This window comes from Arthrobacter sp. RIT-PI-e, assembly GCF_001187915.1.
Classification (GTDB): domain Bacteria; phylum Actinomycetota; class Actinomycetes; order Actinomycetales; family Micrococcaceae; genus Arthrobacter_D.
This window is the reverse complement of sequence record NZ_LGIU01000051.1, coordinates 103,998-118,787: the sequence shown is the minus strand read 5'-3', so window position 1 is coordinate 118,787 and position 14,790 is coordinate 103,998. Positions and strand designations below refer to the sequence as shown.

General features: G+C 72.4%; 10 protein-coding genes and 1 pseudogene. 6 read left to right on the top strand and 5 right to left on the bottom strand.

The window, feature by feature from the left end; translation table 11 throughout:
• The 3 genes from AC792_RS07250 to AC792_RS07240 form a co-directional block, all read left to right on the top strand.
• On the top strand, nucleotides 1–2,184 hold a 2,184-nt coding region (locus tag AC792_RS07250), incomplete at its 5' end, for an Lhr family ATP-dependent helicase (protein WP_442853604.1).
• Nucleotides 2,177–2,995 (top strand): DNA-formamidopyrimidine glycosylase family protein, encoded by an 819-nt coding sequence (locus AC792_RS07245; protein WP_049829880.1) that lies wholly within the window; start codon nucleotides 2,177–2,179, stop codon nucleotides 2,993–2,995. The genes AC792_RS07250 and AC792_RS07245, both read left to right, overlap by 8 nt.
• Nucleotides 2,996–3,034: 39 nt before the next feature.
• A complete protein-coding gene (locus tag AC792_RS07240) occupies nucleotides 3,035–3,952 on the top strand; it encodes an RluA family pseudouridine synthase (protein ID WP_049829879.1) in 918 nt (305 codons plus the stop codon).
• Here AC792_RS07240 and AC792_RS07235 read toward each other — a convergent pair.
• Nucleotides 3,927–4,884, bottom strand: a pseudogene (locus AC792_RS07235) (LysR family transcriptional regulator). The gene AC792_RS07240 and the pseudogene AC792_RS07235 overlap by 26 nt on opposite strands.
• A 205-nt stretch (nucleotides 4,885–5,089) precedes the next feature.
• Between AC792_RS07235 and AC792_RS07230 the strand changes: the two are divergent.
• The 3 genes from AC792_RS07230 (at nucleotide 5,090) to AC792_RS07220 (ending at nucleotide 8,611) form a co-directional block, all read left to right on the top strand.
• Nucleotides 5,090–6,478: a DUF6421 family protein gene (locus AC792_RS07230; protein ID WP_049829894.1), complete on the top strand. Its 1,389-nt coding sequence runs from the start codon at nucleotides 5,090–5,092 to the stop codon at nucleotides 6,476–6,478.
• A gap of 131 nt (nucleotides 6,479–6,609) precedes the next feature.
• Nucleotides 6,610–7,224 (top strand): DedA family protein, encoded by a 615-nt coding sequence (locus AC792_RS07225; RefSeq protein ID WP_049829878.1) that lies wholly within the window; start codon nucleotides 6,610–6,612, stop codon nucleotides 7,222–7,224.
• Nucleotides 7,208–8,611 carry a tryptophan-rich sensory protein gene (locus tag AC792_RS07220; RefSeq protein WP_049829877.1) on the top strand — a complete coding sequence of 468 codons (1,404 nt, stop codon included), beginning with the start codon at nucleotides 7,208–7,210 and terminating at the stop codon, nucleotides 8,609–8,611. The genes AC792_RS07225 and AC792_RS07220 overlap by 17 nt, the downstream gene beginning before the upstream one ends.
• A 100-nt stretch (nucleotides 8,612–8,711) precedes the next feature.
• Here AC792_RS07220 and AC792_RS07215 read toward each other — a convergent pair whose 3' ends face one another.
• The 4 genes from AC792_RS07215 to AC792_RS07200 all read right to left on the bottom strand — a co-directional run bounded on the left by AC792_RS07215 (nucleotide 8,712) and on the right by AC792_RS07200 (nucleotide 14,735).
• A complete protein-coding gene (locus tag AC792_RS07215; protein WP_049829876.1) occupies nucleotides 8,712–9,641 on the bottom strand; it encodes an NADP-dependent oxidoreductase in 930 nt (309 codons plus the stop codon).
• A gap of 127 nt (nucleotides 9,642–9,768) precedes the next feature.
• The gene (gene ppc / locus AC792_RS07210) at nucleotides 9,769–12,546 is read right to left on the bottom strand and encodes a phosphoenolpyruvate carboxylase (RefSeq protein WP_049829893.1); all 2,778 of its coding nucleotides are present in this window, start codon (nucleotides 12,544–12,546) and stop codon (nucleotides 9,769–9,771) included.
• A 199-nt stretch (nucleotides 12,547–12,745) separates the two neighbouring features.
• Nucleotides 12,746–13,909, bottom strand: a complete 1,164-nt coding sequence (locus AC792_RS07205; protein WP_049829875.1) for an acyl-CoA dehydrogenase family protein — start codon at nucleotides 13,907–13,909, stop codon at nucleotides 12,746–12,748.
• A gap of 40 nt (nucleotides 13,910–13,949) precedes the next feature.
• Entirely contained in the window at nucleotides 13,950–14,735 is a 786-nt protein-coding gene (locus AC792_RS07200) for an SDR family NAD(P)-dependent oxidoreductase (RefSeq protein WP_049829874.1), read from the bottom strand.
• Nucleotides 14,736–14,790 lie beyond the last annotated feature (55 nt).

Below are 14,790 nucleotides of genomic sequence, written 5' to 3'. Positions count from 1 at the left end.
GAGCTGGAACTCCAGCGGCTCAAACCCGACCGCCTGGCGCGCGGTCTGGAGGGGGTCGCGGACCTGCTGCGGCTGCTCGGCCCGCTCACCGTCGAGGAGATCACCCAGCGGCTCGAGGCGCCCGCGGAGCAGACCGCGGCCCTCGCTGCCCCCGTGTCGGCGGCGACCCTCGTCGAGCCCGTGCTGATCGACGGCAGCGACCGGTCGGCCGGACCCGGGCACGCTGCCGGGGCCCAAGTCGATGAGGATGTCGCCGCCGACGCCTCGGACGACCCCACGGACGAGGAACTGCTCGCCGCGAGCGAGGCCGCGCAGGCCCCGGACCCGGGGCGTGCCTCGCCGGAGACGGTCCGGCAGCACGTGACCGCCCTGGTGAAGTCCAACCGCGCCCTGGTCGTGAACATCGCAGGCGTGGAGCGGGTCTCCGCCGTGGAGGACGCCGCCCGGCTCCGCGACGCGATCGGCGTCCCGCTGCCCATGGGCATCCCGCTCGCGTTCATCGAACCCGTGGCCGATCCGCTCGGCGACCTCGTGGGACGCTACGCCCGCACCCACGGACCCTTCACCGCCGCGGAGGCCGCCTCCCGGCTGGGGCTCGGCGTCGCCGGCGCCGCCGGTGCCCTGCGGCGGCTCGCCGGGGCCGGGCGCGTGGTGGTGGGCGTGGTCCGCCCCTCCGCGGCCCCCCCGGGGCCCGCCCCCCCCGCGCGGCCCGGCGCGGCCCCGGGCCCCATCCCGGTCCGCCCCCCCGCCTCGAGCGAGTGGTGCGACGCCGAGGTGCTCCGCCGCCTCCGCCGCCGCTCCCTCGCAGCCCTCCGTCAGGAGGTGGAGCCGGTGGACCCGACCGCCTACGGCAGGTTCCTCCCGGCGTGGCAGCACATCGGCTCGAACCTGCGCGGCCCGGACGGCGTGATCACCGAGATCGACCAGCTCCCGGGCGTGCCGGCCCCGGCCTCCGCCCGGGAACCGCTGATCCCGGCGCAGCGCGTGGCCCACTACGCGCCCGCCATGCTGGACGAGCTGACGGCCACGGGCGAGGTGCTGTGGTCCGGCGCCGGGTCGCTCGCCGGGAACGACGGCTGGATCGCCCTGCCCCTGGCCGAGAACGCCTCCCTGACGCTGCGCCCCGACCCGACCTTCGAGCCCTCCGCCCTGCACACCGCGCTGCTCGACGCGCTCTCCGGCGGCGGGGGGTACTTCCTCCGGCAGCTCACCAACCTCCTCGACGTGCAGGAGCCCGCACCGGACGCCGCCGTGGTCACCGCCCTCTGGGACCTCGTGTGGGCGGGCCGGATCAGCAACGACACCTTCACCCCCGTGCGCTCGCTGCTCGCGAGCGGCAGGACCGCCCACAAGCAGAAGGCCGTGCCGGCACGGGCACGGACCTCCCGCACCGGGCGGCTGGGCCGGGCTCCGGGGAAGTCGCTCACGGGTGCCTCGATGCGCCTGAGCGCCGAGGGCGACGCCGGTGCCGGCTACCAGCGCCCCACCCCTCTCCTGGCGGCCGGGCGCTGGAACATGCTGCCCGCCACGGAGGCCGAGACCACCCTCCACGCCCACGCGCAGGCCGAGCTGCTGCTGGACCGCTACGGTGTGGTCACACGCGGAGCCGTGGGGAACGAGGGCATCCCCGGGGGCTTCGGCCTGATGAACAAGGCGCTGGCGCGGCTCGAGGAGATGGGCCGCGGCCGCCGCGGGGACTCCATCGAGCAGCCCGGCGCCGCCCAGTCCGCCGCCCCCGCCACGGTGGACCGCCTGCGCTCCTTCAGCGCCGATAATCAGCTGCCCACGGCCCAGGACGTCCTCGGCGGGGGAGGGCCACCGCCGAAGGCCGTGGCCCTGGCCGCCCCGGCCCCGGCGCACCCCTACGGCTCGGCCCTCGCCGGGCCGCGGGCCGACGGCGGGCACCGCGCGGGCCGGAAGGCCGGGGCGCTGGTGGTCCTCGTGGACGGCGCGCTCTCCCTCTACGTGGAGCGCGGCGGGAAGACCCTGCTCACGTTCACGGAGGACGCGGACGTGCTCCGCGCCGCCGCCCTGGCCCTCGTGACGGTGATCCGGCGGGGTGCCGCGGACAAGATGGCGCTGGAGAAGGTCAACGGCGGGGGGATCCTGGACACGGACATCGGCCGGGCGCTGGCGGACGCCGGCTTCCACACCACACCGAAGGGGTTGAGGATCCGTGCCTGAGGGGGACACCGTCTGGCGGGCCGCCCGCGATCTGCACCGCGCCCTGGCGGGCAAGGTGCTCACGCGCTGCGACGTCCGGGTACCGCGCTTCGCCACCGTGGACTTCACCGGGGACACCGTGCAGGAGGCCGTGGCCCGCGGCAAGCACCTGCTCATCCGCGGCGGGGGCGAGGACGGCTGGGACATCCACTCGCACCTGAAGATGGAGGGCCTCTGGCACGTCTACGCCCACGGCGAGAAGTGGCGCAGACCCGCCTTCAAGGCACGCTGCATCCTCGAGACGGAGGACGCCGTCGTGGTCGGCTTCGAGCTCGGACTCCTCCGGGTCATCTCCCGTGCCGAGGAGGACGACGCCGTCGGCTTCCTCGGGCCGGATCTCCTCGGACCCGACTGGGACGCCGAGGAGGCGCTGCGCCGGCTGCGCGAGCAGCCCGAACGGCCCATCGGCCTGGCCCTGCTGGACCAGCGGAACCTCGCCGGGATCGGCAACGTGTACCGATGCGAGATCTGCTTCCTCACCGGCGTCCACCCGCTCACCCCCGTGGGTGAGGTGCCGAACCTGCCGCGCATGGTGGAGCTGTCCAGGAAACTGCTGGAGGCCAACAAGCTGCGCACCACCCGGGCCACCACCGGGCAGCTGCGCGGCAACAACCTCTGGGTGTACGGACGCTCCAAGCGTGGGTGCCTGCGCTGCAAGACCCCCGTGGCGCTGGAGCAGCTCGGGGACCGGGACACCGAGCTGCGCGAGCTGTACTACTGCCCGCACTGCCAGCCCCGGGTGGAAGCACCCGAGGCAACGGCACTACCCTGACGGGATGGACGGAACAGGGCGGGAAGCACCAGGATGGCGATGAGGTCCCCCCTGCCCGTGCGCAACGGCGTCAACGCCACGCGGCTCCGGCTCCCGGAGGAGGGCCCGTGGGAGACCGCCCTCGAGTACATCCTGGACCGCTTCGACCACGTGGACCCCGAGGGCATCGGCGAGCGCTTCGACCGCGGCGAGGTGGTGGCGCTCGGGGGTGAGGCGCTGACCCGGAGCACGCCGCTCGGGGTGCACACCTTCGTCTGGTACTACCGGGAGCTGCCGGTGGAGGAGCGCCTGCCGGTGGAGCTGACCGTCCTGCACCGGGACGAGCACCTCCTCGTGGTGGACAAGCCGCACTTCCTGCCCACCACGCCCGGGGGCAGATACGTGGCGGAGTCCGCTCTGGTGCGGCTCCGGGTGCAACTGGATCTCCCGGACCTGATCCCCATGCACCGGCTGGACCGCATGACCGCCGGCATCCTCATGTTCTCGGTGGACCCGGACACCCGCGGCGCGTACCAGCTCCTGTTCGAGAACCGGCGGATCACCAAGGAGTACCGTGCGGTGGCGCCCGTGCGGCCCGAGCTGCACCTGGACACCGAGCCGCTGGAGGTCCGCAGCAGGATCGTGAAGTCCCGCACCTACCTGCTGGCCCAGGAGGTGGAGGGGCCGCCCAACACGCACACCACCGTGAGCCTGCTGGAGCAGCGCGGGGAGCACGGCCTGTACCGGCTGCAGCCGCACACCGGGAAGACGCACCAGCTCCGGCTGCACATGGCATCGCTGGGACTCGGCATCATGAACGACCCCTTCTACCCCGTGCTCCTGGCGCAGGCACCGGACGACTACGCGGTGCCCCTGCAGCTCCTCGCGCACAGCATCGCCTTCACCGATCCGCTGGACGGGTCCGCGCGCCGCTTCGAGTCCGGCCTCACGCTCACGGGTTTCCCCGCCGCCGGGTGAGGGACACCCCCGCCCCGGGGACCGGGCCGATGCTCCGGGTCCGCAGGATGTCGGCGAGCTGATCCATGAACACCCGGACCCGGGCGTCGTCGGCGTCGCCCGTCCGGAGCGCGAAGACGCTGCGGGCGAGCCGGATCTCGGGGACGTCGAGGGTCACGACGCCGTCGGGCCGGTTGACCATGGCGAGTTCCGGGACGAGGGCGGCCCCCAGGCCCGCCGCCGCGAGCTCGAGGCTCGCGTTGAAGTCGTCGCAGTAGGCAGCGACCCGCGGGTGGAGGTTGCAGCTCGCGAAGAGGCGCTCGATCACCGTCGCGTCCACCGTCCCGGGGTGGTGCATGATCCACGGCATGTCCGCGAGCTGGTCCGCCGTGACCCGCGCACCGTCGCGGATCCCCCAGCTCGAGGGGAGGACGACGTGGAAGTGGTCGTCCCCGATCCACTGGCGGGGGGGCGGGGGCGGCCGGCGTGGCCCGCCCGACCGACCTGGTGTCGGGGGCCAGGTCGAGGTCCCCGCCGGCCCGCAGCCCCTGGATCGTGTGGGCGGGCTCCCCCACCACGAGGTGCAGCGAGATCCCGAGCCGCTGCCACCCGGGCGTGCGGAGCAGGCGCGGGAGGGCGAAGGTCGCCAGGCTGGGGAAGATGCCGATGCGCAGCTCGTGGGCGGTACCGGTGTGCACGCGGGCGGTCGAGGCGAGGAGCGCCTCGATGTCGGTCAGGACCTTGGAGGCATGGCGGCACATCGACAGGGCGGCCTCGGGGGGGACGGTGCTGCGCGCCGACCGGGTGAAGAGCGTGACGCCCGTGTCCCTCTCCAGGGCCGACATCTGCTGCGACACCGCCGACGGCGTGTAGCCCAGGATCGTGGCGGCCCCGCTGAAGGAGCCGTGGCGGACCACCTCCAGGAGGGTCCGCAGGTGCACCGGGTTCAGCACGGTCCGCCTCCTTCCTCCGCCCGCCCTCCGGATGAGGGGACGGCCGAACCTCCGCCACCCCCAGAGGACCACGCCGTCGGGTGGCATCCTCCGGCACCGAGCATAAGAACATCTACTGCTCGGAGGCAACCGCTGTTAGGAACACTCATCAGCCACTACGTTCGTCGACATGGACCACGGAGGAGGAACTCTCATGTCGACAGCGATGGTGACGGACGAGGCGGTGCGGGCCGAGGATCTCGGGGCACTGCCAGCCTGGACGGCACTGAAGGCGGCGGCCGTCGGGCTGCAGGGCCTCCAGGTGAAGGACGGCTCCGTCCCGGACCCCGCCGATCACGGAACGGCCCGGTCCCAGGTGGGGACCATCGTCACGGCGCTCGACGAGTTCCGTGCCCTGCTGCCGCACGACGCCGACTACCTGGAGCTCCTGGCCCACGACCTGCTCCGCTGGGAGTCCGGCGGCTTCGGTGTCCCGGACTTCCTGGACTCGCTGACGGCCTTCCACCCCGAGCTCTCCCGCATCGACGGCCTGCCGCACCTGGTGCTCTTCCCGATGTACACGCAGAACGGCAGCACCGACCGGTTCGTCGAGGCGGTGCTCCTCGAGGTGGTGTGGCCCGATTTCGTCGCCGAGCTCGAGGCCGGCCAGTACTCCAACACCCTGTTCGTGCCGGTCAGGTTCATCGACTTCACCCCCGGGTACGACACCAACTCCGCCGTCCTGTTCCCCGAGAGCGTGGCGGTCAGGACCCCCCCCCCGTTCCCCTGGGGCGCCATCTTCGCCGACCGGGAGGCCGCCCGGTTCCGTCGTGTCCTGCAGGCCGCCGCCGCCACCACCTCCCTGGAACTGCCGGCGAGGGCGGCGGAGCTGCTGGAGGACCGTGAGCTGACCGAGAACACCTTCATCATGTGGGACCTCATCCACGACCGCACCCACATGCGCGGTGACCTGCCGTTCGACCCCTTCATGATCAAGCAGCGCATGCCCTTCTTCCTCTACTCGCTGGAGGAACTGCGGTGCGACCTCACCGCCTTCCGGGAATCGGTCCGGATCCAGCGGGACGAGGAGGCCTCACCCGAGGCGCGCAGGCACGCCGAACTGGTGCAGTACGCCGTCGTCTTCGACCGCATCTTCCGGTTCGCCATCACCGGGAACCGGGTGCGCAACTACGACGGCCTGGGAGGTCAGCTCCTGTTCGCCTGGATGCACCAGCACCGTGTGCTCCACTGGACCGACTCCGAACTCACGATCGACTGGGAGGAGGCCGCCGGCGTCGTCCTGGCCCTGGGCGAGCGGATCGAGCAGCTGTACTGGCGCTCCATCGACCGCCCGAAGACCGCGCACTGGCTCGCAGCCTACGCACTGATCTCGGAGACGCTCACCCCGCACCCGGCCTCCGTGTGGGCCAAGGGCCCCGACGCCCTCCCTGTGACCGGACCTCCGCGCGGGCTCACGGACCAGGTGTTGGACGACGAGTTCCCCCTGTCCATGTTCTACGAGGCACTCGAGAGGAAGCTGCGGCCGGTCATCGCCTCGACGGCGGGGATCACCGGCACGAGCCCGGTCGCCATCTCGGGGGGCAGCACTCGGTGAATCACTCCCCGTAGGACTCCACACGGGACGTCCCGGGGGATGACCGGCCGCCGGGACGCCGGTACCGGCCCGCCCTGGACCGGGAGGTGGCAGCGGGACGGAGCCAAGTCCCCCCGCGGTACATTGACCGGATGGATCTGTTCGGCACGGACATCCCCCCTGAGCTGTATCTCCCCGTGATGTTCGTGGTGATCATCATCGACGCGGCCGTTCCCGTGGTGCCCTCGGAGCTCCTCGTGATCGGCGCGGGCACCCTGGCCGCGCACAGCCCCGGCATGCTCCCGCTGACGGTCCTCACGGCGCTCGCCGGGAGCTGGGTGGGCGACCTCGCCGTCTTCCTCCTCTTCCGGCACAAGCTCACGCATTTCCTGGACCGCTTCCGCTGGGGCCGGGCCGTGCACCGTGGGCTGCGGAACGCGATCGCGAAGGCCGGGAACTCGTCCACCTACGCGGCTGTGGTGGCCGTCCGGTTCCTGCCCGCCGGGCGGACGGCGAGTGTCGCCGCCGCGGGCATCGCGGGGTTGCCCCTGCGCCCGTTCGCCCTCGCGGCAGCCGCCGGCGGCGCCCTGTGGACCGCGTGGCTGGTGGGGCTCGGCTTCCTCGCAGGAGCGTCCACCGGCTTACCGCCGGAGGTCAGCGCTCTCCTCGGAATGGTGGTCGGTACGCTGGTGGGAGTCATCACAGCGGCCGTTCTCGCCCTGAAGAAACACCGGAAGGCCAGAAGAACCCATGAGCACCCCGAATAGCCCGGGACCGCAGCTTCCCGACACCCCCGGCGCCCCGGAGACCGGCCCCGCACCGGCTGCCGCATCCACGGAGAGTGCCAGCGTGCTCGAACGCCTCAAGGCGGCACGACCGCGTACCGCGGCAACGGGCACGGCCACCGGCGGGGACGACGCCCCGACCGGTCCGTCCTTGGGTGCAGCTGCGCAGGGGAAGTCCGGGACCACTCCCGCGCGCCGCACCCCCACCGTCCGCGGGAGCGGCGAGCCCGCACCCGGAGCGGCGCGCACCACCTCGGGGTCCGGGCGACAGGACACCGCGACCGGACGGAAGGAACCGGCGGACGGCCGGGCCCCGACCTGGCGGATCTCCCCGGAACGGGCGGCGCAGCTGCGTTCGGCCGCCCGGACCGCGGGACAGCAGACCCGGCGGGCCGCACACGGTGCCGGGGTGCTGGCGGGAGCCACGGGCCGGGCGGTGCGACGCGGGAGCAGCGCAGCCGTGCGCAACGCCCGCACCTGGGACCCTGACCTCGTCCGCCAGTGCGTGGTGACCCTCTGCGCCGTGGTCTGCATCCTCGGCTCGGCAGCAGGGGCGGGTGCGTTCGGCGGTCCGTCCATCCGCGACGCCGCCGGCGGCCTCTTCGCCCCGGACGCGACGCTCCTCGCGCCGTCGTCCACCGCCTTCTCCCTCTGGCGCGTCATCTACGTGGGACTCGTCGCGTACACGGCGTACCAGTGGCTCCCCTCGCAGCGGACCCGCGGACGGCAGCGCGCTCTCGGGTGGCCCGTGGCGGCGTCCATGATCCTCAACCTCGCGTGGATCCTCAGCGCGCAGGCGGGCCTGCTGGTGCTCAGCCTCGTGGTGATCCTGCTGCTGTTCTTCACGCTGCTGTTCATCATGCGGACGCTGAACGCGATCCCGGAGCGCCCGCGAGCCGAGAGCGTGTGCGTGGACATCCCCCTGGGCCTCTACCTGGGCTGGGTCCTGGTGGCCGCCGCCGCCAATGCCGCGGCATTGCTGACGGACCGCGGGGTGGACCTCTTCGACTGGCACGGCACCACGTGGGCCATCCTCGGGATCGTCGCCGTCCTGATCACCGCCGCCGTGGTGTGCTCCACGGACCGCGGCCGGCTGGCGGTGGCCGCGGCCACCTCGTGGGGGCTGGGCTGGATCGCCGTCGAGCGCGCCACCGGTGAACCCGGTGCCGTCAACGTGACCTTCGTGGCGGCGCTCGCCATCTTCCTGCTGGTCATCACCGCCGGTTCGCGCCGGCACCGGGGGGACCACGCCTACCGCCGCTCCCTGCGCGCCGAGGAGGATTCCAGGCGCGCGCCGCTGGACGTCCGCGACGAGGACGCCGACGCCCCGGAGGGCGACGGGACCCTGTACTCGCCCTCACGGTACTGATCCGCACCCGCTCCGGCCCGACCCCGGAGCAGCACGACGAGGCGCCCCGATCATCACGATCGGGGCGCCTCGTCGTCGGCCGGGTCCGGGCCGGGGGGGGCTAGTGCTCCCCGACCGTGACGGCGATCTTGCCGCGCACGTGACCCTCGATGCTGCTGCGGAAGGCGTCCGCCGCCCGCTCCAGCGGGAAGGACTCCGCGAGCACCGGCGTCACGCTGCCGGCCTCGACGAGCTCGGTGAGCGCGAGCAGGTCCGCCGGGTTCGGCCGCACGAACACGTAGGACCCGCCGTGCTCCTTGACCTCGGCGTCCGCCACGGACGCGACGCGGCCCGGATCGTTCAGGTGCTCGAGGGACGCCACCCAGTCGTCGCCGCCCACGAAGTCCACGATCGCGTCCAGGCCGTCGGGCGCCACCTCGGCGATGCGCGCCGCGATGCCCTCGCCGTAGGTGACCGGTTCGGCGCCGAGCGAGCGCAGGAACTCGTGGTTCTTCTCGGAGGCCGTGGCGAGCACGCGGGCACCCCGCGCCTTCGCGATCTGGATGGCGTAGGTCCCCACGCCACCGGCGCCGTTGTGCACCAGGACGGTCTCGCCCTCGGACACACCCACGGCCTCGAGCGACTGGTACGCGGTGAGCCCGGCCAGCGGCATGGTGGCGGCCTCGGCCCAGGAGACGTTCCGGGGCTTGCGGGCCAGGGTACGCACCGGTGCCGCGACCTGCTCGGCGAAGGTCCCGAGACCCACGGTGTCCATGCGGACGTACCCGATCACCTCGTCACCGGCCTGGAACTCGGTCACCGAGGGGCCGGGCTGCGTGACCACGCCGGCCAGGTCCCACCCCGGGATCACCGGGAAGTACGTGGGCAGGGCACCGTCGAGGTAGCCGGCTGTGACCTTCCAGTCCACGGGGTTCACCGAGGAGGCACGGACCTCCACGAGGACGGCGTCCGGCCCCACCTTCGGGTCCGGCTGCTCCCCGTACTGCAGGACGCCGGGGTCCCCGTACTGCTCGTAGAAGACTGCTCTCATGGTGCTCCTCCTCGGATCTGCCGGCGGGCCGGCGCTCGGACTGGCTTCCATGGGCGGGAACCGGTGCCGGAGGCGCGGTATTCCGGAGCACGGTCTCCCGGCGGCGGCCAGGGCGGGCGACGACGGATCAGCCCGTGTTGCGCATCCCCGCCGCCACACCGTTGATGGTGATGAGCATGGCGCGCTGGAGCTGCTCGTCGGTCTGCCCGGCGTCGCCCTCGGCCCGCATGCGGCGCAGCAGCTCCACCTGCAGGTAGGAGATCGGGTCGAGGTACTGGTCACGGACGGCCAGCGAGCGCTTCAGCGTGGGCTGGTTGTCGAGCAGTTCGTGCTCGCCGGTGAGCCGGCGGATCTCGGCCAGGGTCAGCTCGTACTCCTGGCGGATCACGTCGAAGAGGTGCCGGAGCTCCTCCGGGACCAGGGCATCCACGTAGTGGGCGGCGATCTCCAGGTCCGTCTTGGCGAGGGTCATCTCCACGTTGGAGACCACGGTGCGGAAGAAGTGCCAGCGCTCCAGCATCTCGGTGAGCAGGCCCTCGTGCCCGGCTTCCCGCGCCGCGTGGAGGCCCGAGCCCACCCCGAACCATCCGGGGACGATCTGCCGCGACTGCGTCCACCCGAACACCCAGGGGATGGCCCGCAAGCCCCCGAGACCGCTGCCGGAGTCGGGGCGCTTGGACGGGCGGGAGCCGATGTTCAGCGAGCCGAGCTGCTCCACCGGGGTGGAGGCGAGGAAGTAGGCCGGCAGGTCCTCGTGGTCGATCAGGCCCCGGTACCGCGAGAAGGCGGCGTCGGACACCGTCTCCATCACCTCGGCCCACCGGCCGCGCTCGTCGTCGGAGGTGCGCGGTGCCCGGTGCAGTGCGGAGCCCTGCATGACGGCGGCGAGCGAGAGCTCGAGGTTCTCCCGGGCCAGCGCGGGCAGCGAGTACTTGTCGCTGATCACCTCACCCTGCTCGGTGAACTTGATCTCCCCCTCGAGCACGCCGTTGGGCTGGGCGAGGATGGCGTCGTAGGTGGGCCCGCCGCCGCGGCCCACGGAGCCTCCGCGGCCGTGGAAGAGGCGCAGCCGCACGCCGTGCTCGGCCGCGACGTCGCGCAGGCGCCGCTGGGTCTTGTGGATCTCCCAGAGGCTCGTGAGCACACCGGACTCCTTGTTCGAGTCGGAGTACCCGAGCATCACCTCCTGCACGTCACCGCGCAGGCGCACCACCTCGCGGTACGTGGGATCGGACAGGAGGGTGTCCACGATCTCGGCGGAGACCCGGAGCTCGTCCACGGTCTCGAGCAGCGGCGCGAAGCCGATGAGCGCGAAGGCCCCGGAGTCGGGGCCGCCCGATCCGTCGCCGACGACGTCCACCAGGCCCGCCTCGCGCGCGAGCACCACCGGCGCCAGGACGTCGTCCGCACCGCGGGTCATCGAGACGATGTACGTCTCGATGACGTCGGGCCCGTAGGTGGTGAGCGCCGAGGCGATCTCCCGGAAGACGTCGAAGGTCTTCCGCGCACCGTCGTCCAGCGGCGGGTTGGTGGTGGCGAGCGGACGGCGTGAGGCGAGCTCGCGGGAGAGCACGCCGAGGCGTGCGGGGCGGTCCAGCTCGAGGTAGGGCAGATCCAGCTCACCGAGACGGTCGGTGAGCTGCGCGATGACGTCGTGGTGCATGTCCGCGTGCTCACGGATGTCCAGGGTGGCCAGGTGCAGCCCGAAGGAGGAGATGACGCGGGACGCGGTGGCCAGGGCGCCGTCCGCCGCGAGGCCCGCCGCGTTCTGCCGCAGCGAGTCCGCCACGAGTGCGAGGTCCGCGAGGGTCTGCGCGGTGTCGTTGTAGTCGCGGCCGGGCTCATGGGCGCCCTGCTGCTGGATCCGGGACGCCGTGTTGAGGAGCTTCGCCTTCACGCACGTCAGCTTCAGCCGGTAGGGCTCCTGGGCGTTGAGCTCCAGCACCCGCTTGTCCAGGCGGGGCAGCTTGGCCAGGTCCTCCTCGATGGAGGCCATCAGCTCGGGGGACGCCCCCACGATCGCGGTGGAGGAGGAGAGCGAGGAGATGAGCCGGTCGATGAAGTGGATGGCGATGCGCACGGCCTGCTGGTTCTGGATCTGCAGGATCTCCCGCGTCACGGCTGCGGTCACGTTGGGGTTGCCGTCGCGGTCCCCGCCGATCCAGGAGCCGAACTTCAGCGGCGCCGTGGCGTCCGGCAGGGTGACCCCGTGGTCCGCGAGGAGGTCGCCGAGGTCCTCCAGCAGCTCGGGCAGGGAGGTGGTGAGGATGTCACCCAGGTAGTAGATCGCGTTCCGGGCCTCGTCGATGGGCGTGGGCCGCACCTGCCGGAGCTCGTCGGTCTGCCAGATCAGGTCGATCACCTCGGCGAGCCGGCGGTCCTGCCGGCGGCGCTGCTGCGAGCCCTCCTGGGTGGTCTCGGCGAGGACGTCGGAGAGCCGGCGGAGCTTGTCCAGCACGGACCTCCGGGACGCCTCGGTGGGGTGCGCCGTGAACACCGGGCGCACGTCCAGTTCCCCGACCACCTCGGCGAGGGCCTCCGGGCCGGCGTCCGCGGCGATGCGGGCCACGGTTCGGGCGAGCCAGCCCTCCTCCTCGGGCCGGGCCCGCAGGCCACGCACCCGGTGCACCTGCTCGGCGGCATTGGCGAGGTGGAAGTAGGAGGCGAAGGCGCGGGCCAGCTCGGTGGCCTGGTCGATCGGCAGCCCGGCGAGGAGCTCGCGCACCCGGTCGGCGAGCACGGCGCGCTCCTCGGCGTCGCCCCCGCTCCCGGACTCCTTCGAGTCCTTGGTGAGCAGCCGCACGCGCTCCACGAGATCGAGGAGTTCCTGACCGTGCTGGCGGACGAGGGACTCGCCGAGGAGCGTGCTGACGCGGCGCACATCGGCCCGGAGGTCCGAGCTGATGTCACCGGCCGCTTCGCTGAACTTCTCGGCGGCGTTCTCCGGGGAGCTGTCGAGGTTCGAGGTCACAGGTGCCTGCTTTCGGGAGCTGGAGGTGGGCGGCACGGGGTGCCGCGGATTCCTGTTCGGATCCTACCCAGGGAAGTGCCCTGCACCTCACCGCGTCCGTCATGTGGCAGCCACGACCCCGCCCCCGGTGAGCTCAGGTGAAGGCCGAGATGCCGGTCAGCGCCCGGCCCACGATCAGGCTGTTGATCTCATAGGTGCCCTCGTACGTGTAGACGGCCTCGGCGTCCGCGAAGATCTTCGCCATCCCGTGGTCCGTCAGGATCCCGTTCCCGCCGAGGATCCCGCACCCCAGGGCCACGCTCTCGCGCATCCGCCCCGTGGTGAAGGACTTCGCGAAGGCAGCCTGCGCCATGTCCGCCGCACCCTGCTCCTGGAGTGCCGAGATCCGCGCCATGACGGCCATGCTGGAGACGGTGTTGCCCAGCAGGGTCACCAGCTGGTCCTGGATCAGCTGGAACCCGGCGACGGGCCGCCCGAACTGGTGACGTTCCACGGCGTACTGCCGGGCGACGTCGAACGCGGCCAGCTGCTGACCCACCGCCTGCCAGCCCACCAGGATCCGGGATCCGAGCAGCAGCTGCCGGGTGTCCTCGAAGCTCCCGATGCCGGCGAGGCGATCGGCCTCGGGGATCCGGACGCCGGTGAGGGCGATGTCCGCGTTCTGCACGGTCCGCAGTGCCGTCTTGTTCCGGATGGGCGTCCGGGTCACCCCCGGCAGGGTCGCGTCGAGGAGGAATCCGCGCACGGCACCCGTGGCCGGTTCCTGCGCCCACAGCACCAGGCGGTCGCAGAAGGTACCGTTGCCGATCCACCGCTTGGCACCGTTCACCACCCAGGTGTCGCCGTCGCGGACTGCCGTGGTGTCCATGCGGCCGGCGACGTCGGAGCCGTGCTGCGGTTCCGTGAGCGCGAAGGCGCCGGTGATCCTCAGGTCCGTGGCGTCCTGCAGGAGGCGTGCCTTCTGCTCGGCGCTGCCGAAGGTGTGGAGCGCCTCCACGAAGAGGTCGTGGTGGACCATGAAGAACGTGGCGATCGAGGTGTCCGCCCGGGTGAGTTCGGCGATCAGCAGACCGCTGAACAGGTGGCTGTACCCCTGGGCCACGGGGGTGCTGAGTCCCAGCTCCGCCAGCTTCGGCAGGATCTCGTGCGGGAACTCGGCCCGGTCCCACCACTCGGTTGCCCGGGGGGCAACCTCCTTGGCCAGGAAGTCCCGGACGTCCTGCAGCTTCTCCTGCTCGTGGGGCGCGAGCAGGGACTCGACGCCGAGGAAGTCCGCGGTGGGTAGCTGGCTCTCCATCGAGCCGTCCTTTCGATCGGGTGGTACGTCCTGGGGGGGACTACTTCGGGGCCATGCGGATGGCCCCGTCCAGGCGGATGGTCTCCCCGTTGAGCATCTGGTTCTCGACGATGTGCGCCACGAGCGCGGCGTACTCCGCGGGTCTGCCGAGGCGGGAGGGGTGGGGTACCTGAGCGCCGAGGGAGTCCTGGGCCTCCTGCGGCAGGCCGGCCATCATGGGGGTCTGGAAGATGCCGGGGGCCACGGTGACCACCCGGATGAGGTGCCGGGCGAACTCGCGGGCCAGCGGGAGCGTCATGGCCGCCACCCCGCCCTTCGACGCCGCGTACGCAGGCTGGCCGATCTGCCCGTCGAACGCGGCCACGGACGCGGTGTTGACGATCACGCCGCGCTCCGGGGACCCGCCGTCGCCCGTCACGATTCCCGTGGCGGACATGGCCTCGGCGGCCAGGCGGAGAACGTTGAACGAGCCGATCAGGTTGACCTCCACCACCCGGGCGAACTGCTCCAGCGGCAGCACCCCGTCCCGGTCCAGCACCTTCCCCGGGGTCCCGATCCCGGCACAGTTCACCACGATCCGCAGGGGTCCGAGCTCGACGGCGGCGGCGACGGCCGCCTCGACGTCGGCGGTCGCGGTGACGTCGGTGGGGACGAAGCGGACCCGGGTGCCCGAGGGATCCAGCTCGCCGGCGACGTCCGCACCGGCGGACCGTGGCAGATCGGCCACCACCACCGCTGCGCCGGCGTCCACCAGGCGCCGTACGGTGGCGAGCCCGAGGCCCGAGGCGCCACCCGTGACCAGGGCCACCGCTCCGCTGATGTCCATGCTGCTCCCTCGATCCCGGACGGACCGCCGTCGGACCGCCTGACCCCAGGGTAGT

Coding starts and splice junctions, on each gene's coding strand:
- AC792_RS07240 (WP_049829879.1), top strand. CDS start 3,035: ATGAGGTCCCCCCTGCCCGTGCGCAACGGCGTCAACGCCACGCGGCTC.
- AC792_RS07230 (WP_049829894.1), top strand. CDS start 5,090: ATGGTGACGGACGAGGCGGTGCGGGCCGAGGATCTCGGGGCACTGCCA.
- AC792_RS07225 (WP_049829878.1), top strand. CDS start 6,610: ATGGATCTGTTCGGCACGGACATCCCCCCTGAGCTGTATCTCCCCGTG.
- AC792_RS07220 (WP_049829877.1), top strand. CDS start 7,208: ATGAGCACCCCGAATAGCCCGGGACCGCAGCTTCCCGACACCCCCGGC.
- AC792_RS07215 (WP_049829876.1), bottom strand. CDS start 9,641: ATGAGAGCAGTCTTCTACGAGCAGTACGGGGACCCCGGCGTCCTGCAG.
- AC792_RS07205 (WP_049829875.1), bottom strand. CDS start 13,909: ATGGAGAGCCAGCTACCCACCGCGGACTTCCTCGGCGTCGAGTCCCTG.
- AC792_RS07200 (WP_049829874.1), bottom strand. CDS start 14,735: ATGGACATCAGCGGAGCGGTGGCCCTGGTCACGGGTGGCGCCTCGGGC.